At 40.3% G+C, this 17,921-nt stretch carries 16 protein-coding genes; 9 read left to right on the forward strand and 7 right to left on the reverse strand.

The annotated features are described in order from the left end of the window. From C8R34_RS07565 to C8R34_RS17260, 7 genes are all read right to left on the reverse strand, one after another. On the reverse strand, window positions 1–330 hold the full coding sequence (locus C8R34_RS07565) for an EscU/YscU/HrcU family type III secretion system export apparatus switch protein (RefSeq protein ID WP_110339399.1): 330 nt from the start codon (window positions 328–330) through the stop codon (window positions 1–3). Next, on the reverse strand, window positions 317–1,321 hold the full coding sequence (locus tag C8R34_RS07570; RefSeq protein ID WP_110339400.1) for a flagellar hook-length control protein FliK: 1,005 nt from the start codon (window positions 1,319–1,321) through the stop codon (window positions 317–319). Before C8R34_RS07570 ends, C8R34_RS07565 begins: the two co-directional genes overlap by 14 nt. A 56-nt stretch (window positions 1,322–1,377) precedes the next feature. Next, window positions 1,378–1,722, reverse strand: a complete 345-nt coding sequence (locus C8R34_RS07575; RefSeq protein ID WP_258364413.1) for a flagellar protein FliT — start codon at window positions 1,720–1,722, stop codon at window positions 1,378–1,380. Between the two features lie 48 nt (window positions 1,723–1,770). Next, window positions 1,771–2,172 (reverse strand): flagellar export chaperone FliS, encoded by a 402-nt coding sequence (gene fliS / locus C8R34_RS07580; RefSeq protein WP_258364414.1) that lies wholly within the window; start codon window positions 2,170–2,172, stop codon window positions 1,771–1,773. Between the two features lie 52 nt (window positions 2,173–2,224). Beyond that, on the reverse strand, window positions 2,225–4,165 hold the full coding sequence (fliD, locus tag C8R34_RS07585) for a flagellar filament capping protein FliD (protein ID WP_258364415.1): 1,941 nt from the start codon (window positions 4,163–4,165) through the stop codon (window positions 2,225–2,227). Window positions 4,166–4,227: 62 nt separating this feature from the next. Further along, entirely contained in the window at window positions 4,228–4,596 is a 369-nt protein-coding gene (locus tag C8R34_RS07590) for a flagellar protein FlaG (protein ID WP_110339408.1), read from the reverse strand. 103 nt (window positions 4,597–4,699) lie between these two features. After that, a complete protein-coding gene (locus tag C8R34_RS17260; protein ID WP_110339410.1) occupies window positions 4,700–6,163 on the reverse strand; it encodes a flagellin in 1,464 nt (487 codons plus the stop codon). Between the two features lie 300 nt (window positions 6,164–6,463). Here C8R34_RS17260 and C8R34_RS07600 point away from each other — a divergent pair, with 300 nt between their 5' ends. From C8R34_RS07600 to C8R34_RS07640, 9 genes are all read left to right on the forward strand, one after another. After that, window positions 6,464–7,996 carry a histidine kinase gene (locus C8R34_RS07600; protein WP_110339412.1) on the forward strand — a complete coding sequence of 511 codons (1,533 nt, stop codon included), beginning with the start codon at window positions 6,464–6,466 and terminating at the stop codon, window positions 7,994–7,996. Window positions 7,997–8,049: 53 nt separating this feature from the next. Further along, window positions 8,050–8,682, forward strand: coding sequence for a response regulator transcription factor (locus tag C8R34_RS07605; RefSeq protein WP_110339414.1), 633 nt, complete (start codon window positions 8,050–8,052; stop codon window positions 8,680–8,682). Between the two features lie 94 nt (window positions 8,683–8,776). Continuing rightward, entirely contained in the window at window positions 8,777–10,567 is a 1,791-nt protein-coding gene (locus tag C8R34_RS07610) for a GGDEF domain-containing protein (protein ID WP_258364416.1), read from the forward strand. Window positions 10,568–10,781: 214 nt separating this feature from the next. Beyond that, window positions 10,782–11,585: a GGDEF domain-containing protein gene (locus C8R34_RS07615; RefSeq protein WP_110339418.1), complete on the forward strand. Its 804-nt coding sequence runs from the start codon at window positions 10,782–10,784 to the stop codon at window positions 11,583–11,585. 229 nt (window positions 11,586–11,814) lie between these two features. After that, complete coding sequence (locus C8R34_RS07620; RefSeq protein WP_110339420.1) at window positions 11,815–13,053, forward strand: EAL and HDOD domain-containing protein; 1,239 nt, start codon at window positions 11,815–11,817, stop codon at window positions 13,051–13,053. A gap of 184 nt (window positions 13,054–13,237) precedes the next feature. Further along, the gene (locus C8R34_RS07625; RefSeq protein WP_110339422.1) at window positions 13,238–13,819 is read left to right on the forward strand and encodes a hypothetical protein; all 582 of its coding nucleotides are present in this window, start codon (window positions 13,238–13,240) and stop codon (window positions 13,817–13,819) included. A 70-nt stretch (window positions 13,820–13,889) separates the two neighbouring features. Then, entirely contained in the window at window positions 13,890–14,255 is a 366-nt protein-coding gene (locus C8R34_RS07630) for a response regulator (protein ID WP_110339424.1), read from the forward strand. A gap of 155 nt (window positions 14,256–14,410) precedes the next feature. Beyond that, a complete protein-coding gene (gene cheA / locus C8R34_RS07635) occupies window positions 14,411–16,591 on the forward strand; it encodes a chemotaxis protein CheA (protein WP_110339426.1) in 2,181 nt (726 codons plus the stop codon). 55 nt (window positions 16,592–16,646) lie between these two features. Further along, entirely contained in the window at window positions 16,647–17,159 is a 513-nt protein-coding gene (locus C8R34_RS07640) for a chemotaxis protein CheW (protein ID WP_110339428.1), read from the forward strand. Window positions 17,160–17,921 lie beyond the last annotated feature (762 nt).

The raw sequence follows: 17,921 nt of genomic DNA on the forward strand, positions 1-17,921 counted from the left end.
TTAGTTGCTCCCCAGATTTTTTGGAATTGTCTTTGGGTTAAGGCTACCTTTAGTTAAACGTTTTGCTCTTTCCTGATCCAGATGATAAAGCCATGCTAATAATTCGGCGACTGCAATATAAAGTTGCGGTGGAATACGCTCATCAAGATTAACTTGCATGAGTAATGAAACCAGTTCACTTGATTCATGAACATAGATGCCAGCTTCTTTTGCACGTTTAATAATCTCCTGGGCAATAAGACCACGACCTTTTGCAACGACTTTAGGTGCTATCTGGCCTTCTCGATAGGCAAGTGCAACTGCGGTGAGATAAGATTCACTTTCCGTCATCATGTTGGACCTCTATTGATTGAATAATTAATCCAGCTGATCGCATGTCTACTGCGAGTGATAATTGATTATTCTTCAATAAACTAGCGATGTCTAGTTGTGAGGCATTTAGTTTAATATGGATGTTCTGAGAGTCCAGTGCAATCTTGACTGTAATATCTCCAAGTTCTGGCATCGACAAACGTATCTGTGTGTGCCATCGTGTAGTAGGCTCATTTTTCTTGCTGCTATGAGATTCCTCATAAATATCCCATTCTATGTGTTGATTCTCCCAGATTTCTCCACGCCAAAATAGATGACCCGTTTCTAAGGTGGTTAATTGTTGTAGTACCAGGGGGATACTCTGAGTATTTACGGGCATATCGGTGCCAAGTGGAGCAGATGCAATTGATTTAGTGGCAGACATGTCAGTTACCAACATTAACTTGCTTTGAGGCTCATGGTGTAAATTCTCAAGTGTATTTTCTCCATTAATCCATTGGGCTTGATGTGATTCATAGAATAATCCACTTTGAACGATTGCTTTCTGTAATAAACTAGGTAATTCAGTGCTATTTATTGGCACCCCATTCAGAATTGGAGACGTGCTAGTAATTTGAGCTATGCCTGATAGTGAGTGCTTTAATGCATCTTGCAGCAGAACATTAAGAAAGCGTCCAGTGGTGCTGATTGACGCGTGATTTTCGTTAGTTTCTAATGATGTTTCGCTGTGGATAAGAAATTTTAAGTTCGGTTCATGAGATATAAAAATAAGTTCTAGCTTGGTACCAGGTTGGAATTTCTCTGGCAAATACATTTGTAGGAGACTATCTGCAACTAAAACTCTAGACTTCCCATTGAATAAACGAGCCTCAACTAATGCTTGATATTTCTGATCTTGCTCAAATTGAATAGAAGAATTTTGTGAGTCTGGAATTGCTATTACTGGCGTAACAAGTTTTACTTGAGTTAAAGGTGCGATTGAATTAGTTTTATTGATAGCTGGAATCACAATAGTTTGTTTTTTTATACTTGTTCAAACGCAACATATCTTAATGATCTTACTTGTTATATATTATCAATTGGTTGGTATGCTTGCTGAAGATTTCGTGTTCGACCATTGGCACTAAGCATGTCCTGTAATCGCATCACCCAAGGTTCAGTAATTGCTCTAATTTGAGCATCGTCATCCAATATTTGATGGATAATTCTTATCTTGTTTTGTAGTAATTCTTTATCTAGTATGGGTTCCAAGTCTTTCTTTATAAGTATTCCAGTTAACTGTCTACACTCTTGTTCTAAAGATATCAATTCATCCCATTTTTTATTCTGAGCAGCAACTAACATTTTACCGGTAGTTGCTAAAATGGCTTCATAAGTCATAATCGTGTAAGTGCTATCCATATTTTTCATACCTTTGCTCTTAAAACAGAATTTTATTTATTTAGACTGTGGTTGTTGTCACTGAGACTTTAGAGTTTTATTAGATTCTCCAATATTTTTCCAAGCATCATGCAATTCAGCTAGAAGCTTATTAACTTCATCAACTATCTCAAGATTATTCTGAATGTTGGCTACCACTAATCGATGTGTCATGTAATCGTAGAGTGCTTGGAGTTTTATAGCTAAATCACCCCCTGCATTCATATCTAAACTAGCTTTTAGACCGTGATCAATGATCATAATAGCTTTTGATAGCATTTGTCCCTTTTCAGCAACCTCATTATGATGCATATGCATTCGGGCCTTCGCTAAAGCTTCTTGTGCACCCTCGAATAGCATTAAAATAAGTTTGTGTGGATCAGCTGATTCAATGCTTGTCTCGACACCAATGCGTTGATAGGCAGATATTGCATTATTCATAGTTGCATACATCTAGTAGCTCTCAATATAGTGAGTTATTTTATAAACTTTACTAACTTATGGTAGGTAGCCTGGATAATTGTTGTTGCAGAAAATTGCTTGTCTGCGTCATGCTCGCGAGTGTTGTATCCAGCGCAGTAAACTGAGCCCGAATACGCTTTTCTGTGTCCACGAGTCGTTGATTCAGAGTCTCTCGTTGAGCATCAATATCCTTAATTGATGAATTAATACCATCAATGCGGCTGTCAATTAGACGGCCATCTAGCATTTCCCCTAATAAGTTATTCAATTTTGCAGCAAATCCGTGTGCAAAATCGATATCCCCTCTAGCACCTATACCGCCCCCAGTTATTTTGAGAACTAGTCCACTGCTATCAGCTGCGCCGGTTAATGTTTGACCAGAACCAGTTGCAGTTATGCCATTAATCGTACCTGCCACGTCTTTGCCGCTGGTTTCAACTGGTGCGCCAAATAAATCCAATTTGCCATTACCACCTGTAATAGATACAGTTGAAGCAGAACCATATTGATCGGAAGTAATGGTTAGTTTTCCAGCAGATTCACTGAGTGTTACTTTAATGCCAGCGGAAGAGATTGCTGATTCACCATTGATTCTTGACTGAATTTCAGCTACTAATGATGTGGTCGTATATGTGCCTGCTGCAATCTTTACACTAGCTTCCACACCGTCAATAGTGAGGTTGAGTGTATCATTCACTCCCGCACCGATAGTCAATGCCGCCGCAGTGCTACCTATCGCGGTGCCTTGTGTTGCAATTTGACTGATATTTAGTGAGTATTTATCGTTAGCTGTATCGGGTTCTGCACTGACAAATGACACCAAGCTGTCACTAGTTTTTCCAATTGAAGCAAACAATGTAGAAACATCTTTTGTTGAATCACTTAGTACCGCAGATAGCTTAGTAGTATCAAGACTAAGTGTGCCGTCTTTCTGAAAAGAAACGCCTACTTCCGATAATAAGCTTAAACCGCCACCCGCTGTGGTTAATGGATCGGAAATCGCACTACGCATTTTTGTTTGAATTGATCGAAGCGTTGAGTCACCCGTTAAAATAGATGCTTGCTTCGTTGCTGCGTCGTATTTTGAGAGATCAGTGATAGTTTTGTTCAAATCATTGTAAGATTTAACAAATGATGAAACTGCACCCTGGATACTTGCTGTGTCTCGAGACAAATTTAAAGTTGTTGTACTACCCAAGTTTGTTTTTAATAAGTCTAACGTAACGCCTTCAATGGCATCTGTAATTTTATTAGATGCTTTATTGATCGAAATGCCGTCAATAACCAAGGTAGCGTTGCCAGCAGCGACAGTCTCGGTAAGGTTTGATGCGCCACCAGAGGAAGCATCGTAAGCAAGTTGAGATAGCCCTGCATTATCTGTATTACTGGCATCAGCATCGGCTGTGGTTATTTTTAAGGCGTTGCTCAATCCTGTATCTTCTGAAGCGATTACCAAGCGATTGCCGGTACCGTCGTTCACAATGCTGGCAGTTACCCCTGCATTGGCTGCATTAATTGTGTCACGAATGCCGGCCAACGATGAATTGCTGGGAGAGATGGTAATTGATTGCGCCGCTTTATCAGGATTTAGTGTAAATGTGCCATTGTTATAAGTCCCAAATTGTATAGTTATAGTACCGCTACCAATTGTGGTGCTCGTAGTGGCAAAGTTAGCAGATTTTAATTTCTGCGATTGCGCGAGCGTCTGAATTTCTACAGAATGACTTCCTGTTACCGCGGCGGAAGTTGCACTTACACTGGCCAATGTTGTATCGGCAAAATTGGCTGTTATGGCAGCATATTTTGCCGGATTGGCTAATGCAACGAGGTTATTTTGGAACGAAGATATCATTCCTTTTAAACTCCCAAAAGCAGTTAATTTGGTTTGCTGTATAGCTTCTTTGCTATCGAGAGCCGATAGAGGGCGGCTTTCTAAGGTCATTAACTGTTTAACGATACCATTGACATCCAAACCCGACCCAATTCCTGGAGATGCAAGCATTTTAAAGTCCCGCCTTTATATGATGTTCTTAGTTATGCTTTATCGCTGAATAGCAGCCCTTGCACTTTATCCAATGTACGAGCTATTTCAATAGCCTCTTTTGTTGGAATCTGCCTAATGATTTCTTCAGTATGGGCATCCATTACTTTAATGACTGTTCTGCCAGTGTCTTCATCAATTGAGAAACGCAGATTATGTGCCAAGTTATCTACTGTCTCCTGGATTTTCTGAACAGCTTGTTTAATCTGTTCTTCAGATTCTGACTTATTACCAATTCGAGGTTGCATAGTTGGAGCAGCTGGACGCGCAATATCTATACCAGACACAAACTCTGGAGCAACCGATATTGTTGTCGAAGGCAATGGAAATATACCTGTTCCGTTTAACTGATTGATATTCATGATATGATTCCTTAAAGTTGAAATGAACGCGGGAGTGTTTCTTCACAATCCCGCGTGTCATCAGCTTTACTTTTAATTCCCTATATCATTAGTTACGCACTGCTTAACGTAACAATGAAAGAACATTGTTGGGCAATGAATTTGCTTGTGCAAGAATCGCTGTACCTGCTTGTTGCAGAATCTGCCCACGTGTCATGTTGGCTGTTTCAGCTGCAAAATCTGCATCTTGAATACGACTACGAGAAGCGGAAAGATTCTCAGAGGTGCTCTGCAGATTCGCGATAGTTGAACTGAAGCGGTTCTGAATCGCACCCAGATCACCGCGTGAACTGTTAATTTGCGCCAGAGCGGCGTCAAGAGTTTTCAGTGCAGCTTGTGAATTGGTTGCGGATAATAGATCCAGCGTAGCTACTGAATTGAAAGCACTCACTGCACTTCCAAATACATCCGCATTTCCGTTACCTGCGGTGATCTGACCCGCAGAGCTAGCAAGTTCAATTTTACCGGTTATGGTTGTTGAATCAGTTGCAGCACCACCTGTTAATGTTCTGGTAGTTGTTCCTGCAACAACATCTGCTGTTTTGGTGGCGCCGGAGTTGTTGAAATCCAAAACAGTAATGTCTCTGCCGTCAGTGGTTGATAAGGTGATGACAGATTTATCGCCTGGGGTTGCGAATGAAGCGGTAACACCAGTGGTTGATTGCAAACCATTAATTGAAGCGGCTAGGCTGCTTAAATCTGATTTGTCGTCGACAACAGCGGATACCGAGCTGCCATTCAATGTCATGGATATTGTGCCGGCACTGCCTAAATTGCCTAATGTGGCGCTATTGGTGGCCGTCGCCGTAATGCCAATGTTGGAGGCTGCGGTATTAATGGCTGCAGCAATGGTTTTTGCATCAGCACCGACTGAATATGAGATTGCAGTTGCTGTGCCTTTGTTAGTTGTTAGTGCCAAATCAGCTTCAACAGTGACGCCGTTACCGGCTGATACATCGGCAGCGGCTGCTGTTGCTGTACCCATGGCAGTTCCAGTAGTATTAAGAATATGGCTGCCCAGCGCGGTAGCACGTGAATCACCAATCGAAGAGATGCTGATCGTTTGATTGGCATTGGCTCCAACTTGGAAGCTCTGATTCAGAAAAGAGCCATCCAGCAAGTTCGTGCCGTTAAACTGGGTTTGACTGGCAACACGGGTTATTTCAGCCGTTAATTGTGTAGCTTCAGCCTGAAGTGATGCGCGATCACTGGCACTGTTGGTTGCATTGGCTGATTGTACGGCTAGTTCACGAATACGTTGCAAGTTGTTACCGATTTCACCTAATGCGCCCTCAGCCGTTTGTGATAGTGAAATACCGTCATTTGCATTACGCACAGCTTGATTCAGACCACGAATTTGTGAAGTCATCCTTTCTGAAATCGCCAGACCAGCAGCGTCATCTTTGGCGCTATTGATACGCAGACCAGATGACAAACGTGTTAGCGAAGTATTCAATGATGTCTGAGATGTGTTTAAATTCCGTTGTGCGTTTAATGAAGCTACATTAGAGTTAATAATTTGTGGCATTTGGGTTCTCCTTTTTAATGACTATGTGTGTTGGCATAATTGCCAGTTCCGTTGGTTTTCCCTGCAATCCAAGAAGGTTTATAACCGCCGTTGATTGCAGTTATCGGACATCGTTTTGGAAAGTTTAGAGTTCTGTAATTCATGTTTTTGTCTAATGAATTGGTTTGTCTCATTTGTTTGCGATAAAAATTATTTCTTTGCAATCAGATTATCTTGTAAAATAAGATAAGATTCAGCTAGTTAATTGGTGCAGTTAATTCTGGTTGGTGGTTTATCGGCTTCAACCTGCAAAGGTCTGAGATGGTCAATGAAGAAAAACTGAAAATACTAATGGTGGAGTATTCTGAAGAGGATGCGGAACGGGTATCGAATATGCTCGTTCAAGGTGGGTTCCAATCAGATTGTCTGCGTGTTTCAACTGCCATTGCTTTACATGACGCACTTCTGATCAGAAACTGGGACGTGATTCTATCTGATTACGATTTGCCGCAACTCAATGCTCAAGATGTATTGCAAGCCATAAGAGAGCAAAATTTAGATATACCTCTGATTATTGTATCGAGTCACGTGGGTGAAGAGGCTGCAGAACACATCATGGCTTTAGGTGCCTATGATTTTGTGACGAAAAGAAATCTTGCCAGACTGGTGCCTGCAATACGGCGCAGCCTGCATGAAGTAGAGAATTACCAGCGCTTTATAACTATACAAAACGCACTGCAAAAAAGTGAAACACTGTTCCAGGCTATCACATCCAATCTTCCCGGTGTGGTTTTTCAATTCTTGTTAACCGCTAAGAATCAAATCGGTTTTCCTTATGTGAGTGATGCCAGTGAAACATTGCTGGGATTGCTTCCAAAAAAGCTAATGGATAATCCACGGCTCTTTCCGGCATTGATCTTGCCGGATGATAGAGAATCTTACCATCAGTTAATGATGAGATCAGCTGAGCAGCTTGCAACTTGGAATTGGGAGGGCTGTATTCAAGTAAAAGGCGATACTGATATCAAGTGGATCAGTTTGCGTGCGACACCCAGAAAAATGACTGACGGTGCGACGATATGGGATGGTATCATGATCAATATTACGCGAAATAAATTGACTGAGCGCGAAATTGCGCGCTCACGTGAGCAATTGGCCGAATTATCTTCTTACTTGCAGAAAGTCAAAGAACAAGAGCGTGCTCGAATTGCACGAGAAATTCATGATGATATTGGGGGAACGTTGACTGCAATTAAATGTGAGCTGTTTCCGTGTATGGATACAACGCTAAGAAAGCCTGAATTTTATCAGCAAAAAGCGAAGTCTATTGAATGTTTAGTGGACCGTGTCATTGATAGCACGCGTCGAATTTCCTTGGATTTGCGACCAGGTATTCTTGATTGTGGCATCGTAGCAGCTGTTCAATGGCAGGCAAAAGAATTTAGTGACCGAACCGGTATTGCTTGTAAGGTATCCTGTGGGAATGAAGAAATACCTTTGGATTCGGATTTGGCAGTAGCAATTTTTCGTGTTTTCCAGGAAACTCTCACGAATATCTCAAAGCATGCACATGCTTCTCACGTTCAAGTTAAGCTTGTGGAGTTGGATAAGTTGATTCTTCTGGAAATAATCGATAATGGATGTGGAATTGCGAGTGTTGACATGGAGAAGCAGGATTCTTTTGGAATTCGGGGCATGCGTGAACGTTGTCAACAGTTAAAAGGGAGTTTTCACATTTCGGGAGATCCGAAAAAGGGTACTAAGGTAACTATTCTTATTCCTACTGGTAATTTGGAACAACAAACTGGGTATGTGGTTGGTTTAGAGAGTAAATTAAAAAAAACCACAATTTGAATATATGATGAAAGAAAAGAAAGTTGCGTGGCTTTGAGTAGCTGGAGATATACATGATAAGTGTAATGATTGCTGATGATCATGCAATTGTTCGCCAAGGCTTAAAGCAGATACTCAGTGAAACTGATGATATTAAAGTAACTGGTGAAGCAGAGACAGGATTTCAAGCAATCAAGATTGCACGGCAACAACATTTCGACGTTATGTTATTGGATATTTCTTTGCCGGACAGAAATGGCATTGAAATTCTCAAACAAGTTAAAAAGGATAAGCCAGACCTTGCAGTATTAATGCTCAGTATGCACAATGAGCACGAATTTGCAATTCGTGCATTAAAAGCAGGGGCGGCGGGTTATCTAAATAAACAAAGTGCACCAGCGCAACTTGTTATCGCTATTCGTCAGGTAGCAAAAGGTGATAAATATGTGAGCCCAGCGGTTGCCCAAGAACTTGCTAACACTATCAACATTGATGCAGATAAGCCACTTTACACCACTTTATCTGACCGAGAGTACCAAACATTGTGTTTTATTGCTGCAGGCAAGACGTTGTCAGAGATATCGGCAGAAATGTTTCTGAGCCCAAAGACAGTGAGTGTCTACCGTGCACGATTATTGGAGAAACTTAAGTTAACGAATAATTCAGAATTAATTCGCTATGCAATAAAAAATAAGCTAGTTGATTAAGTGTTGTGCTGATTTTGTTTTAATTGAGAGGGTTTTCATTTTTTTATGTGTTTGAATGATATCTATGAATCAAGATAGGAATCTGACTCCTCTAATGCTTGCTCGTGAAACATTGCAGCAGCTTTCGTCACTTAAGATCCCTCCCACTCCTGATAATTATCATAGGGTCTATCATCAGATTGCAGGTAAATCAGAGAGTGCTATTTCTGAGAACGCTGCAAAAATTTTGAAGGAATTAATATCAGAGTTTCCACGACATACACCCAATTTACTGAAATATGCTAATGCGTTGGAACAGGCTTTAGAGGCTAAGAATTGGTACAAATATAAAGCCACGTTCATTAAGTTTGTTGAAACTGAATTTACCTCAAAAAATAAGCTTAATGAGCTTGATAATAAAGCGCGTGTTCCATGGGGGGGCATAATAGAAGCTTTATTCAAGCAAATGGAGAGCAACCACGGTACTTTGACTATCGCCAAAAAACGAGCATCTCTCAGTCACGTACTCACAAGATTTTCTCAAAATCCAGAACAGTTATATATCAAGCTGGAAGCTTTAATTGATTCATGGATAAAACCCTTGGCATCTCCCCAAAAGCAAGTTGATAATTTAGAAGCAGTTTCGTTATCTGTTCAAAACCAGAGCTCAGATAATACTGAGTCCGAGAAACAGCATGCAGCTACTTATTTTATCGCCCAACTACTGGAGCCACAGGCACAAATGCTGGAGAGCATTGCCGATTCTCAGATGAATGATCCTGTCTTAGCTGAAGAAGCCAAACTGCTTGCACAGCAATTAAGGAAAATTCAAGATGAGCAGGAGATGGAACGGTGTATTTTTAGGTTTAAGCAATTTTGTCTTAAATTAGAATTATTGAGTGATAATGGTACCAAGTTACAACAAGGCCTATTAAGGTTATTGAATTTGCTGATAAATAGTACTGGTTATTTATTGTCGGAGGATCCGTGGGTTATGAATAAGATCCTGATGTTGCAGGAAGCAATATCTAACCCATTGGATCTGCGCAATATCGCGCAAGCTGAGCATTACTTGGAAGAAATTATCCAGAATCAAGAAATCATAAAACAAAGCCTGAATGAAGCCAAGTCGATCATGAGACAAATGGTGAATTCCTTAATTAGTAATATTGAGGAATTATCTGACTCAACAGGGGAATATCACGACAAACTTGGATATTATTCCGAGCAAATTAATCAAGTAGATGACATAAAACTACTCAATCAATTTCTTGTGGAAATCATGCAAGAGACTAAGCAGATGCAAGAGAGTGCATCAAATTACCGTAATGACTTTCTCGCTGCCCGTGCAGAGGTCAGCTCAGCGCAGGATAAAATTAATCAGCTTGAAGCTGAGTTATCAAGAATGTGCGAAAAAGTGCATGAAGATCATTTAACTGGTGTACTGAATCGACGGGGCCTGGATAGTGCTTTTGAACGTGAAACTTCTCGTGCGACACGTCACCAAATTCCTTTATGTTATGCACTACTAGACATTGATAATTTCAAACAATTGAATGATACACATGGTCATACAGTCGGAGATGACGTGTTGGTATATTTAGCTGAGTCAGTCAAAAATACGACGCGACCTGAAGATATCGTGTCACGTTATGGTGGCGAAGAGTTTGTGATTTTACTACCAAACACAGAGCTTAAAGAAGCTGTTGAGGTTCTGGCCAGAATACGACGCAATTTAACCAAGAAGTTTTTCCTACATGAAAATAAGCGCTTATTGATTACTTTCAGTGCTGGTGTTGCTCAACACCAGCCAGGAGAATCACAAGAAAATACTTTTAAGCGTGCCGATGAAGCACTATATCGTGCAAAAAAAGGTGGAAAGAATCAAATACTCATATCCGAGTAACTTTTGTAACTGAATGTTAATTATAGTGTTTGCAATATTCTTCAGTAAATAGCACCGATTTCCCTTTTTATTCATTCAATCTATTTCTGACCTGCTCTGCTAACTTTGTTCACGTGGCAGTCTATACCGGAATGGGTTCTCCTTCGCAATCCAACAAATTATCCCTGAACTGGCATAGCCTGACATTCCATGATGCCAAATGAGGAGGATAGCGATGCAAAAAGCTATTAAACAAAAACAGAGAGGAATGCTGAGACTGGTTAAATCATCACCAGGTGCTATTAAAAGTGAGCAGAAACCTATGGCTGATTCTGAAGACTATTATAAGCAAGTAGAATGTTATGCTGAACAGATTCGCAAAACAAATAGCGCGGATGAAATTATTAGAATTCTTGACATTGTATTGTCTGAAACCAGGGGCTTGAGATTTAGTGATGAAGTATTTGCCGCACAGGAACAGGTAAAACATGCAGAGCAAAAAATTGAATCGTTAAAAAGTGAACTAGAACAGCTGAGGGGACTCGTACAAACTGACCAAATGACCGGTGCGTTCAATCGTCGTGGCTTAGATGATGTTTTTAAACGTGAGGCAGCTCGTGCTGATCGGAATGCACAGTCACTTGGTGTGATTTTGATCGATCTGGATAATTTTAAACAGATCAATGATAGCTTGGGCCATCCCTATGGAGACAGTGTACTGGTTAATTTGGTTACTGTTGCTAAAGAAACATTGCGTCCTACAGATATTGTGGCACGTTTTGGGGGTGAGGAATTTGTGATTCTATTGCCTGATGTAGAAATGGAAGAGGCATTAACCATTATTAATCGATTGCAAAATAATTTAATAAAGAATAGCTTGCTGCAGATCGATAATCAATTAACTTCAATAACGTTTAGTGCTGGTGTTGCATTACGTTCATTTGGTGAGCATCAACATTCAGTATTAAATCGTGCTGATCAGGCGCTTTACCAGGCAAAACGTACAGGGAAGAATCGCGCAATTCCGGCATTAGTGTAATCAATCATTTGTAGTGACGAAAATATACTCTGTTGATATTGTTGGTTCGGGCAATGCATGGCAGTTCAAAAAATCGCATTTCTTTTTTATTCAATCGTTTGATTTTTTTAAAAGATAAAGGTTCTGCACATATATTTTTATTAGGAACAAAATAATCTTAAGAAAGATTCAATGAAGCCGATGAGCTAGAACATTTTGTCTGGGACAATAGATTACAGCGGAGGAACAAATGGGAGGTTTTTTTCTTGGTCGACAACCAATTCTAGATCGTAATCATAATTTAGTAGCATTTGAATTGCTTTTTAGACAAGAGGAAACTGAAGAGGTAGCACATGTCACAAATGATTTATCTGCATCAGCTAATGTTATCGTTAATGCGTACGGTCAGCTAGGTATCCAGAATGTATTGGGTCGGCAGCGCGGTTTTGTTAATGCAGATCCCGACCTGATTATGAGCGACATTATTAGTTTATTACCTTGCAAGCATGTCATTCTAGAAATAAAAGAGTCCCCATCAATTACTGCGGAATTTATGCAGCGGTGTAACGAATTAAAACAAAAAGGATATCAATTTGCTCTTGATAATGTTGTCGCAATGAACAGCAAAATTGAACAACTGTTGCCTATAGTCAGTGTAGTGAAAGTGGATATCCTGGCGCTTGAGAAAGATCAACTCGCAGAACTTGTAAGTGAACTAAATCGTTGGCCAGTCCTGCTTTTGGCTCTGAAAGTAGAAAATCGTGAACAAGAAGCACGTTGCATGCAATTGGGTTTCCAGATGTTTCAGGGCTATTATTTTGCAAAACCTGAGGTTTTGTCAGTAAAACGTGCTGATCCAGGAAAGATGTCATTATTAAAGCTGCTGACATTAGTTATGAGTGATAGTGAAATTGAAGAGATCGAGAAGGAATTTAAACATCAACCAGGACTTAGTTACAACTTGATGCGTATGGTGAACTCAGTCGCCAGCGGCCTACCACAAAAAATCAATTCTATCAAACATGCAATTATGATATTGGGACGTAAACAGCTGCAGAGATGGGTACAGCTGTTGCTTTATAGCGCTAATCAATCAGATGATGGTATGTCCAATGCTTTAATGCAAACAGCTGCAGTGCGCGGGAAACTGATGGAATTAATTGCAACGGCCGAACGTCCCCATGATAAAAATCACCATGAAAGAGCATTTATGGTTGGGATCTTATCGCTACTTGATGCATTGCTAGGCATTGAGATGCAGCAAATAGTAGACAAACTGGGTATTCCCGATGATATGAGTCAAGCATTACTAACCCGAGATGGACGTTTGGGTTTAGAGCTGAAGTTAATTGAAGCTAATGAGAAAGGTGAAATTACTACAATTCAGTCCATATTGAGTCAGCTAGGTTTCCTGAGTTTAAGCGAATTGGCAGATATAGAAATACAAGCAATTGGATGGGCGAATCGAATCGGTGAAGTGACTAATTGAGTATATTTTTTGCCGCTCTTTAGAGCTAAAGCTATTTTATGTCATGCCGTTAATGCATTGATTAATAATTATTTTAACGTGATTTGAGTGATCGGTAACGGAGCAATTGCGGGGAATAAGGCATTTTAGGGATTTCAATAGATTTGATCCATCGGCGTTTTTATTGAGCAATGAGGAGAAAAGTATGGTTGAGATGCAACCAGGCGACGGCAAAACTGACAATCAGAACTCGGATCAATTAGTGGCAGTAGGCCTACCAAATGAAGCTCTATGTAATACTGAAGCCGACGAATACTTTATGAGTATTAAAGTAGAACTCAATCAGATTGATCGATTGATCAGTGATGCGGTAAATAATCTTGTTATTAATTTTAGATATATCAGCAAATTGACAAAATCACATCATGATATGGTCTTGGCTATTGAGAAAATGGCTGCTCCTGAAGGAAGTAAACCCATTATTGAGCTACTAGAGAAACAAATGATCATTGCTGACAAAATTGAGCAAGAGTTAGAGATGGCAATTACTTCATTGCAATTTGGAGATTTAGTTACTCAGTTGCTTGCACATACAGCGAGGCAAGTTGAAACACTTAACATGGAACTACAGCGCATTGATCGGCAAAGTAATTGGAAGAGTGAGAAGACAACGATGCAAGTGACTCACGAAGGAATCTCAAGAGCAGTTAATCTAGCAAATACTAAAAGCAAAAGAAAGCCTGTCGTACAGCAAGGCATGCAGATGGGCGATATCGAACTTTTTTAACATAAAGCGAGCTTGCGATATGCACATTTTATCTAAGGATTTAACAATATTAGTAAGAGGAGTGGGGTAAATGGCTAAAACGATACTTGCGGTAGATGATTCTGCATCAATTCGACAAATGGTCGCTTTTACGCTTAAAGGTGCAGGTTATGAAGTGATTGAAGCAGTTGATGGTCAAGATGCATTAGATAAAGCAAATGCTTATAAAGTTAACTTAGTATTGACAGATATTAATATGCCCCGCATGGACGGACTAAAGTTACTTGAGTTATTGCGCAAATTATCTCATTACAAGGCGATACCAATTCTAATGTTGACTACTGAATCTGGCGATGAAATGAAGGCAAAAGGTAGGGCAGCTGGCGCAACAGGTTGGCTGGTTAAGCCTTTTGATCCTAAGCGTTTACTCGAAGTAATTAGCAAGGTTATCGGTTAACTTTATGTGTAATATTAATTGGTTATGAGTGATCGGATTGATATGAGTGACCGGGTTGATTCTAGAGATTAAGTGATTTTTATATTTCTGTTTTTTTAATTTGCTTATTTTCCTAAAGCGCTAAGCTAACAATTCAACTGAAAGTAGGATTACCTATGAGTACTGATCTCGAACAATTTTATGAAATATTTTTTGAGGAATCCTCTGAATTACTCGCGGATATGGAAACATGTTTGCTGAGGCTTGATGTAAATTCACCCGACTTAGAGGATTTAAACGCTATATTTCGTGCTGCACATTCTATTAAGGGTGGGGCAGGCACATTTGGTTTTACAGATATGACGGAGACAACGCATATGTTGGAGACATTGCTGGATAAATTGCGCAAAGGAGAACTCGAAGTACGAAGTGAGATGGTCGATGCTTTTTTGAAAGCTGGCGATGTCATTAAAGAACAGTTGGCAGGGCATCGCGGAGAAGGTCAAGCAGATCCTGCAGCGGCCGCCGCCATTTGTGAGGAGTTAAAGAAGCTGAGTGAAGAGGTACAAGCACCTGCTAGAGAGATTCCAATTATCAATACCAAAGCTGAGATATTGTCAGCGGAAAATGAAATTGCAATAGATGAAATTCGACCAGTTCTAATAGATGATTCTTCGGAACTTACTTACTGTATAGAATTTTCTAACGACGGCATGAGTAATATGGCAATAGAAAATTTATTTGCTAACTTGAAACAACTGGGTATTGTAGAAAACAATACACCAAAGAATGAAAAAGAATTATGTAAACTGAAACTTATTACGAGTAATAGCGAAGAAGATGTTTGGGAGACACTTGCATTTGTAGTCGATCCAGCGAACCTGAGAATTGAAGTAGATTCATCTGATAGTGTTAAGGTTAACGTAACAGAGACTAGAATTCCAGATGCAACTCATGCCGATGTCGAGTCATTAGTCGAAGAGGATGTATGTGCAACGACCCCAATGCCACCTGCACCGGGATATGGGTTCTTCCCTGGGGCACCAGCGGCACCAAAAGATATAGACGGCTCGGAATTCAATTTAAATTTGCCCCAGCAACATAGCGTTAGTAACAATAAAAATGAGTTACAAGCTGCATCTAATAAGCCTTCTAATAAAGCTAATACAGCAACTCCCGCCAATGAAGCTTCATCAATACGAGTTAGTGTTGAGAAAGTAGATCAAATGATTAATTTAGTCGGCGAATTAGTGATTACACAAGCAATGCTTGCTCAAACAGTTTCTCAATTTGATCCGGTAGTTTTTGAGAAGCTTCACAGTGGTATGAGTCAGTTGGAAAGAAATACTCGAGATTTGCAAGAGTCTGTCATGTCAATCCGGATGATGCCAATTAGCTTTGTATTTAGTCGATATCCACGTGTCGTGCGTGACTTAGCCTCGAAACTGAATAAGCGTGTTGAATTGAAAACAGTTGGTGAGAGTACAGAATTAGACAAAAGTCTAATTGAAAAAATTGCTGATCCACTGACCCATTTAGTTAGAAATAGCCTGGATCATGGTATAGAAACACCCGAAAGGCGAATTGCAGTAGGGAAAGTAGCGCAGGGTACGATTACATTACGCGCATTTCACCAAGGTGGCAGTATCGTTATTGAAGTCAGTGATGATGGCGCAGGTTTAAATCGAGGGAAGATTCTTGCAAAAGCCAGAGAGCGTGGCTTGCCCGTACATGATGGGATGACTGATCAGGAAGTATGGTTGCTAATATTTGAAGCAGGTTTTTCTACAGCTGAGGCCGTTACAGATGTGTCGGGGCGTGGTGTTGGTATGGATGTTGTGAAACGCAATATACAAAGTATGGGGGGACGCATTGATATTGAATCAGTATTCGGTGTGGGTACACGCATATCGATTCGTTTGCCGCTAACATTAGCTATTCTTGACGGACTATCAGTAGCCGTTGGCGATCAAATGTTTATCGTGCCGCTTAACTATATAACCGAATCGTTACAACCGAGCGCTGCCGATATTAAGACTGTAAGTGGTCATGGTCGGGTTGTACAAGTACGTGGAGAATATTTGCCAGTAATCGCTTTGTATGAAGTTTTTAATCTACGCCCAAATGTAACTGCAGTTCATGAAGGAATTCTTGTCATCTTGGAAGCTGAAGGTTGCAAAGCGGCACTGTTTGTGGATGACCTGGTTGGACAACATCAAGTTGTTATTAAGAGTCTTGAAAGTAATTATCGGCGAGTACAAGGCGTTTCAGGTGCAACCATCATGGGCGATGGTAAGGTGGCACTTATTCTTGATACTGCTGCATTAGTATTGTCATCACAGCAAGAAATTGTGTAGGAAAAATGAATCCTCATATCCAAACCAACTATTTTGGTAGTAAGGAGCAAAGATCATGTTACGAAAACAAATAGCTGCTTCGGTAACAGCATCATCAGGATCAGTCAAAGACCATACGGTTAATGAATTTTTGACTTTCAGATTAGGCAACGAAGAATATGGAATTGAGATTCTTAAAGTGCAGGAGATACGTGGATATGACTCAATTACACAAATAGCTAATGCGCCATCGTTTATCAAAGGCGTCGTTAATCTTCGCGGAGTGATTGTTCCGATTGTTGATATGAGGATCAAGTTTGGATTGGATGATGCGGACTATAATCAATTTACCGTGGTGATTATCCTGAATGTGGCTAATCGCGTGATGGGTATTGTGGTAGATGGCGTATCTGATGTGATTAGTCTGGATGCCGAGCAGATGCGTCCTGCACCAGGATTGGGACCGGTCATTGATACCGAATATATCATGGGGCTGGGAACTGCCGACGAGCGTATGCTGATATTGATCGATATCGAAAAGCTGATGGGTAGTAGCGATATGGGATTACTTGATCGCAGTCTTAACTAATCAAGTTTTGCAATGGGCATACTATTGGTATTAATGGTTAGATATCGGAGACTGGGGTTTGTACAGTTTTAACTACTCTAATACTGGATTTAAAGCTGCCATGAAGATCGTACTGTCCGGATCATCAGTGCAATTAGGAAAAATTCCAGATATTTGGTATCAAATCCGTAGAAGCTCAATGGAACCTGTCATTCTCAGAAATTTGCAAAGACGCGACTTGAGGGTGGCGTAAATTGGTTAAGCAGACACAAGGTATTTGAGCGCAATTCCTAGCAACGCGATTAATACCAAAAATCGCACCTCTTAAAATCAAGGATGAGCAATACACATCATTAATGACGCGGATTTTGCAGTTGGCAATGGCTAGGTTTGAACCAGTGTAAAGGAGAACAGGCATTCAACTTGAAAGAAGTCGCATTTTCAATGGAAGATGGCGTGAATGGTCAGATTGTACGTACTTATACGATCTGTCAATGAAAGCTCACATAAGATTGTCGACATTATCAGCGTTATTGACGGTATTGCTTAAATGGTAACGCTCTGAATTCAGATGCTATTGAGATAGTGACATAAAGCAGAATCTCTACTAATTCAAATGGATATGTTATGGAAATAATCTCAGGAATTGAAGAAAGTTCTGATAGCAGAATACGCGAATATACTTTTAGGGCTTGTCGGGAAACTCAAAAGAGCTGAGAAAGACAGAAAACCGACAACGACACATCAAGAAGGCGCAGAATTAACAGAGAATAGAATCTCTGG

The organism is Nitrosomonas sp. Nm84, from assembly GCF_003201565.1.
Classification (GTDB): domain Bacteria; phylum Pseudomonadota; class Gammaproteobacteria; order Burkholderiales; family Nitrosomonadaceae; genus Nitrosomonas.

Bases quoted from the DNA above. Each gene is read 5' to 3' on its own strand.
- C8R34_RS07575 (WP_258364413.1), bottom strand. From the start codon at position 1,722: ATGAAAAATATGGATAGCACTTACACGATTATGACTTATGAAGCCATT.
- C8R34_RS07620 (WP_110339420.1), top strand. From the start codon at position 11,815: ATGGGAGGTTTTTTTCTTGGTCGACAACCAATTCTAGATCGTAATCAT.
- C8R34_RS07600 (WP_110339412.1), top strand. From the start codon at position 6,464: ATGGTCAATGAAGAAAAACTGAAAATACTAATGGTGGAGTATTCTGAA.
- C8R34_RS07640 (WP_110339428.1), top strand. From the start codon at position 16,647: ATGTTACGAAAACAAATAGCTGCTTCGGTAACAGCATCATCAGGATCA.
- C8R34_RS07615 (WP_110339418.1), top strand. From the start codon at position 10,782: ATGCAAAAAGCTATTAAACAAAAACAGAGAGGAATGCTGAGACTGGTT.
- fliS (WP_258364414.1), bottom strand. From the start codon at position 2,172: ATGAATAATGCAATATCTGCCTATCAACGCATTGGTGTCGAGACAAGC.
- C8R34_RS07625 (WP_110339422.1), top strand. From the start codon at position 13,238: ATGGTTGAGATGCAACCAGGCGACGGCAAAACTGACAATCAGAACTCG.
- C8R34_RS07610 (WP_258364416.1), top strand. From the start codon at position 8,777: ATGCTTGCTCGTGAAACATTGCAGCAGCTTTCGTCACTTAAGATCCCT.
- cheA (WP_110339426.1), top strand. From the start codon at position 14,411: ATGAGTACTGATCTCGAACAATTTTATGAAATATTTTTTGAGGAATCC.
- C8R34_RS17260 (WP_110339410.1), bottom strand. From the start codon at position 6,163: ATGCCACAAATTATTAACTCTAATGTAGCTTCATTAAACGCACAACGG.
- C8R34_RS07565 (WP_110339399.1), bottom strand. From the start codon at position 330: ATGACGGAAAGTGAATCTTATCTCACCGCAGTTGCACTTGCCTATCGA.
- C8R34_RS07605 (WP_110339414.1), top strand. From the start codon at position 8,050: ATGATAAGTGTAATGATTGCTGATGATCATGCAATTGTTCGCCAAGGC.
- C8R34_RS07630 (WP_110339424.1), top strand. From the start codon at position 13,890: ATGGCTAAAACGATACTTGCGGTAGATGATTCTGCATCAATTCGACAA.
- C8R34_RS07590 (WP_110339408.1), bottom strand. From the start codon at position 4,596: ATGAATATCAATCAGTTAAACGGAACAGGTATATTTCCATTGCCTTCG.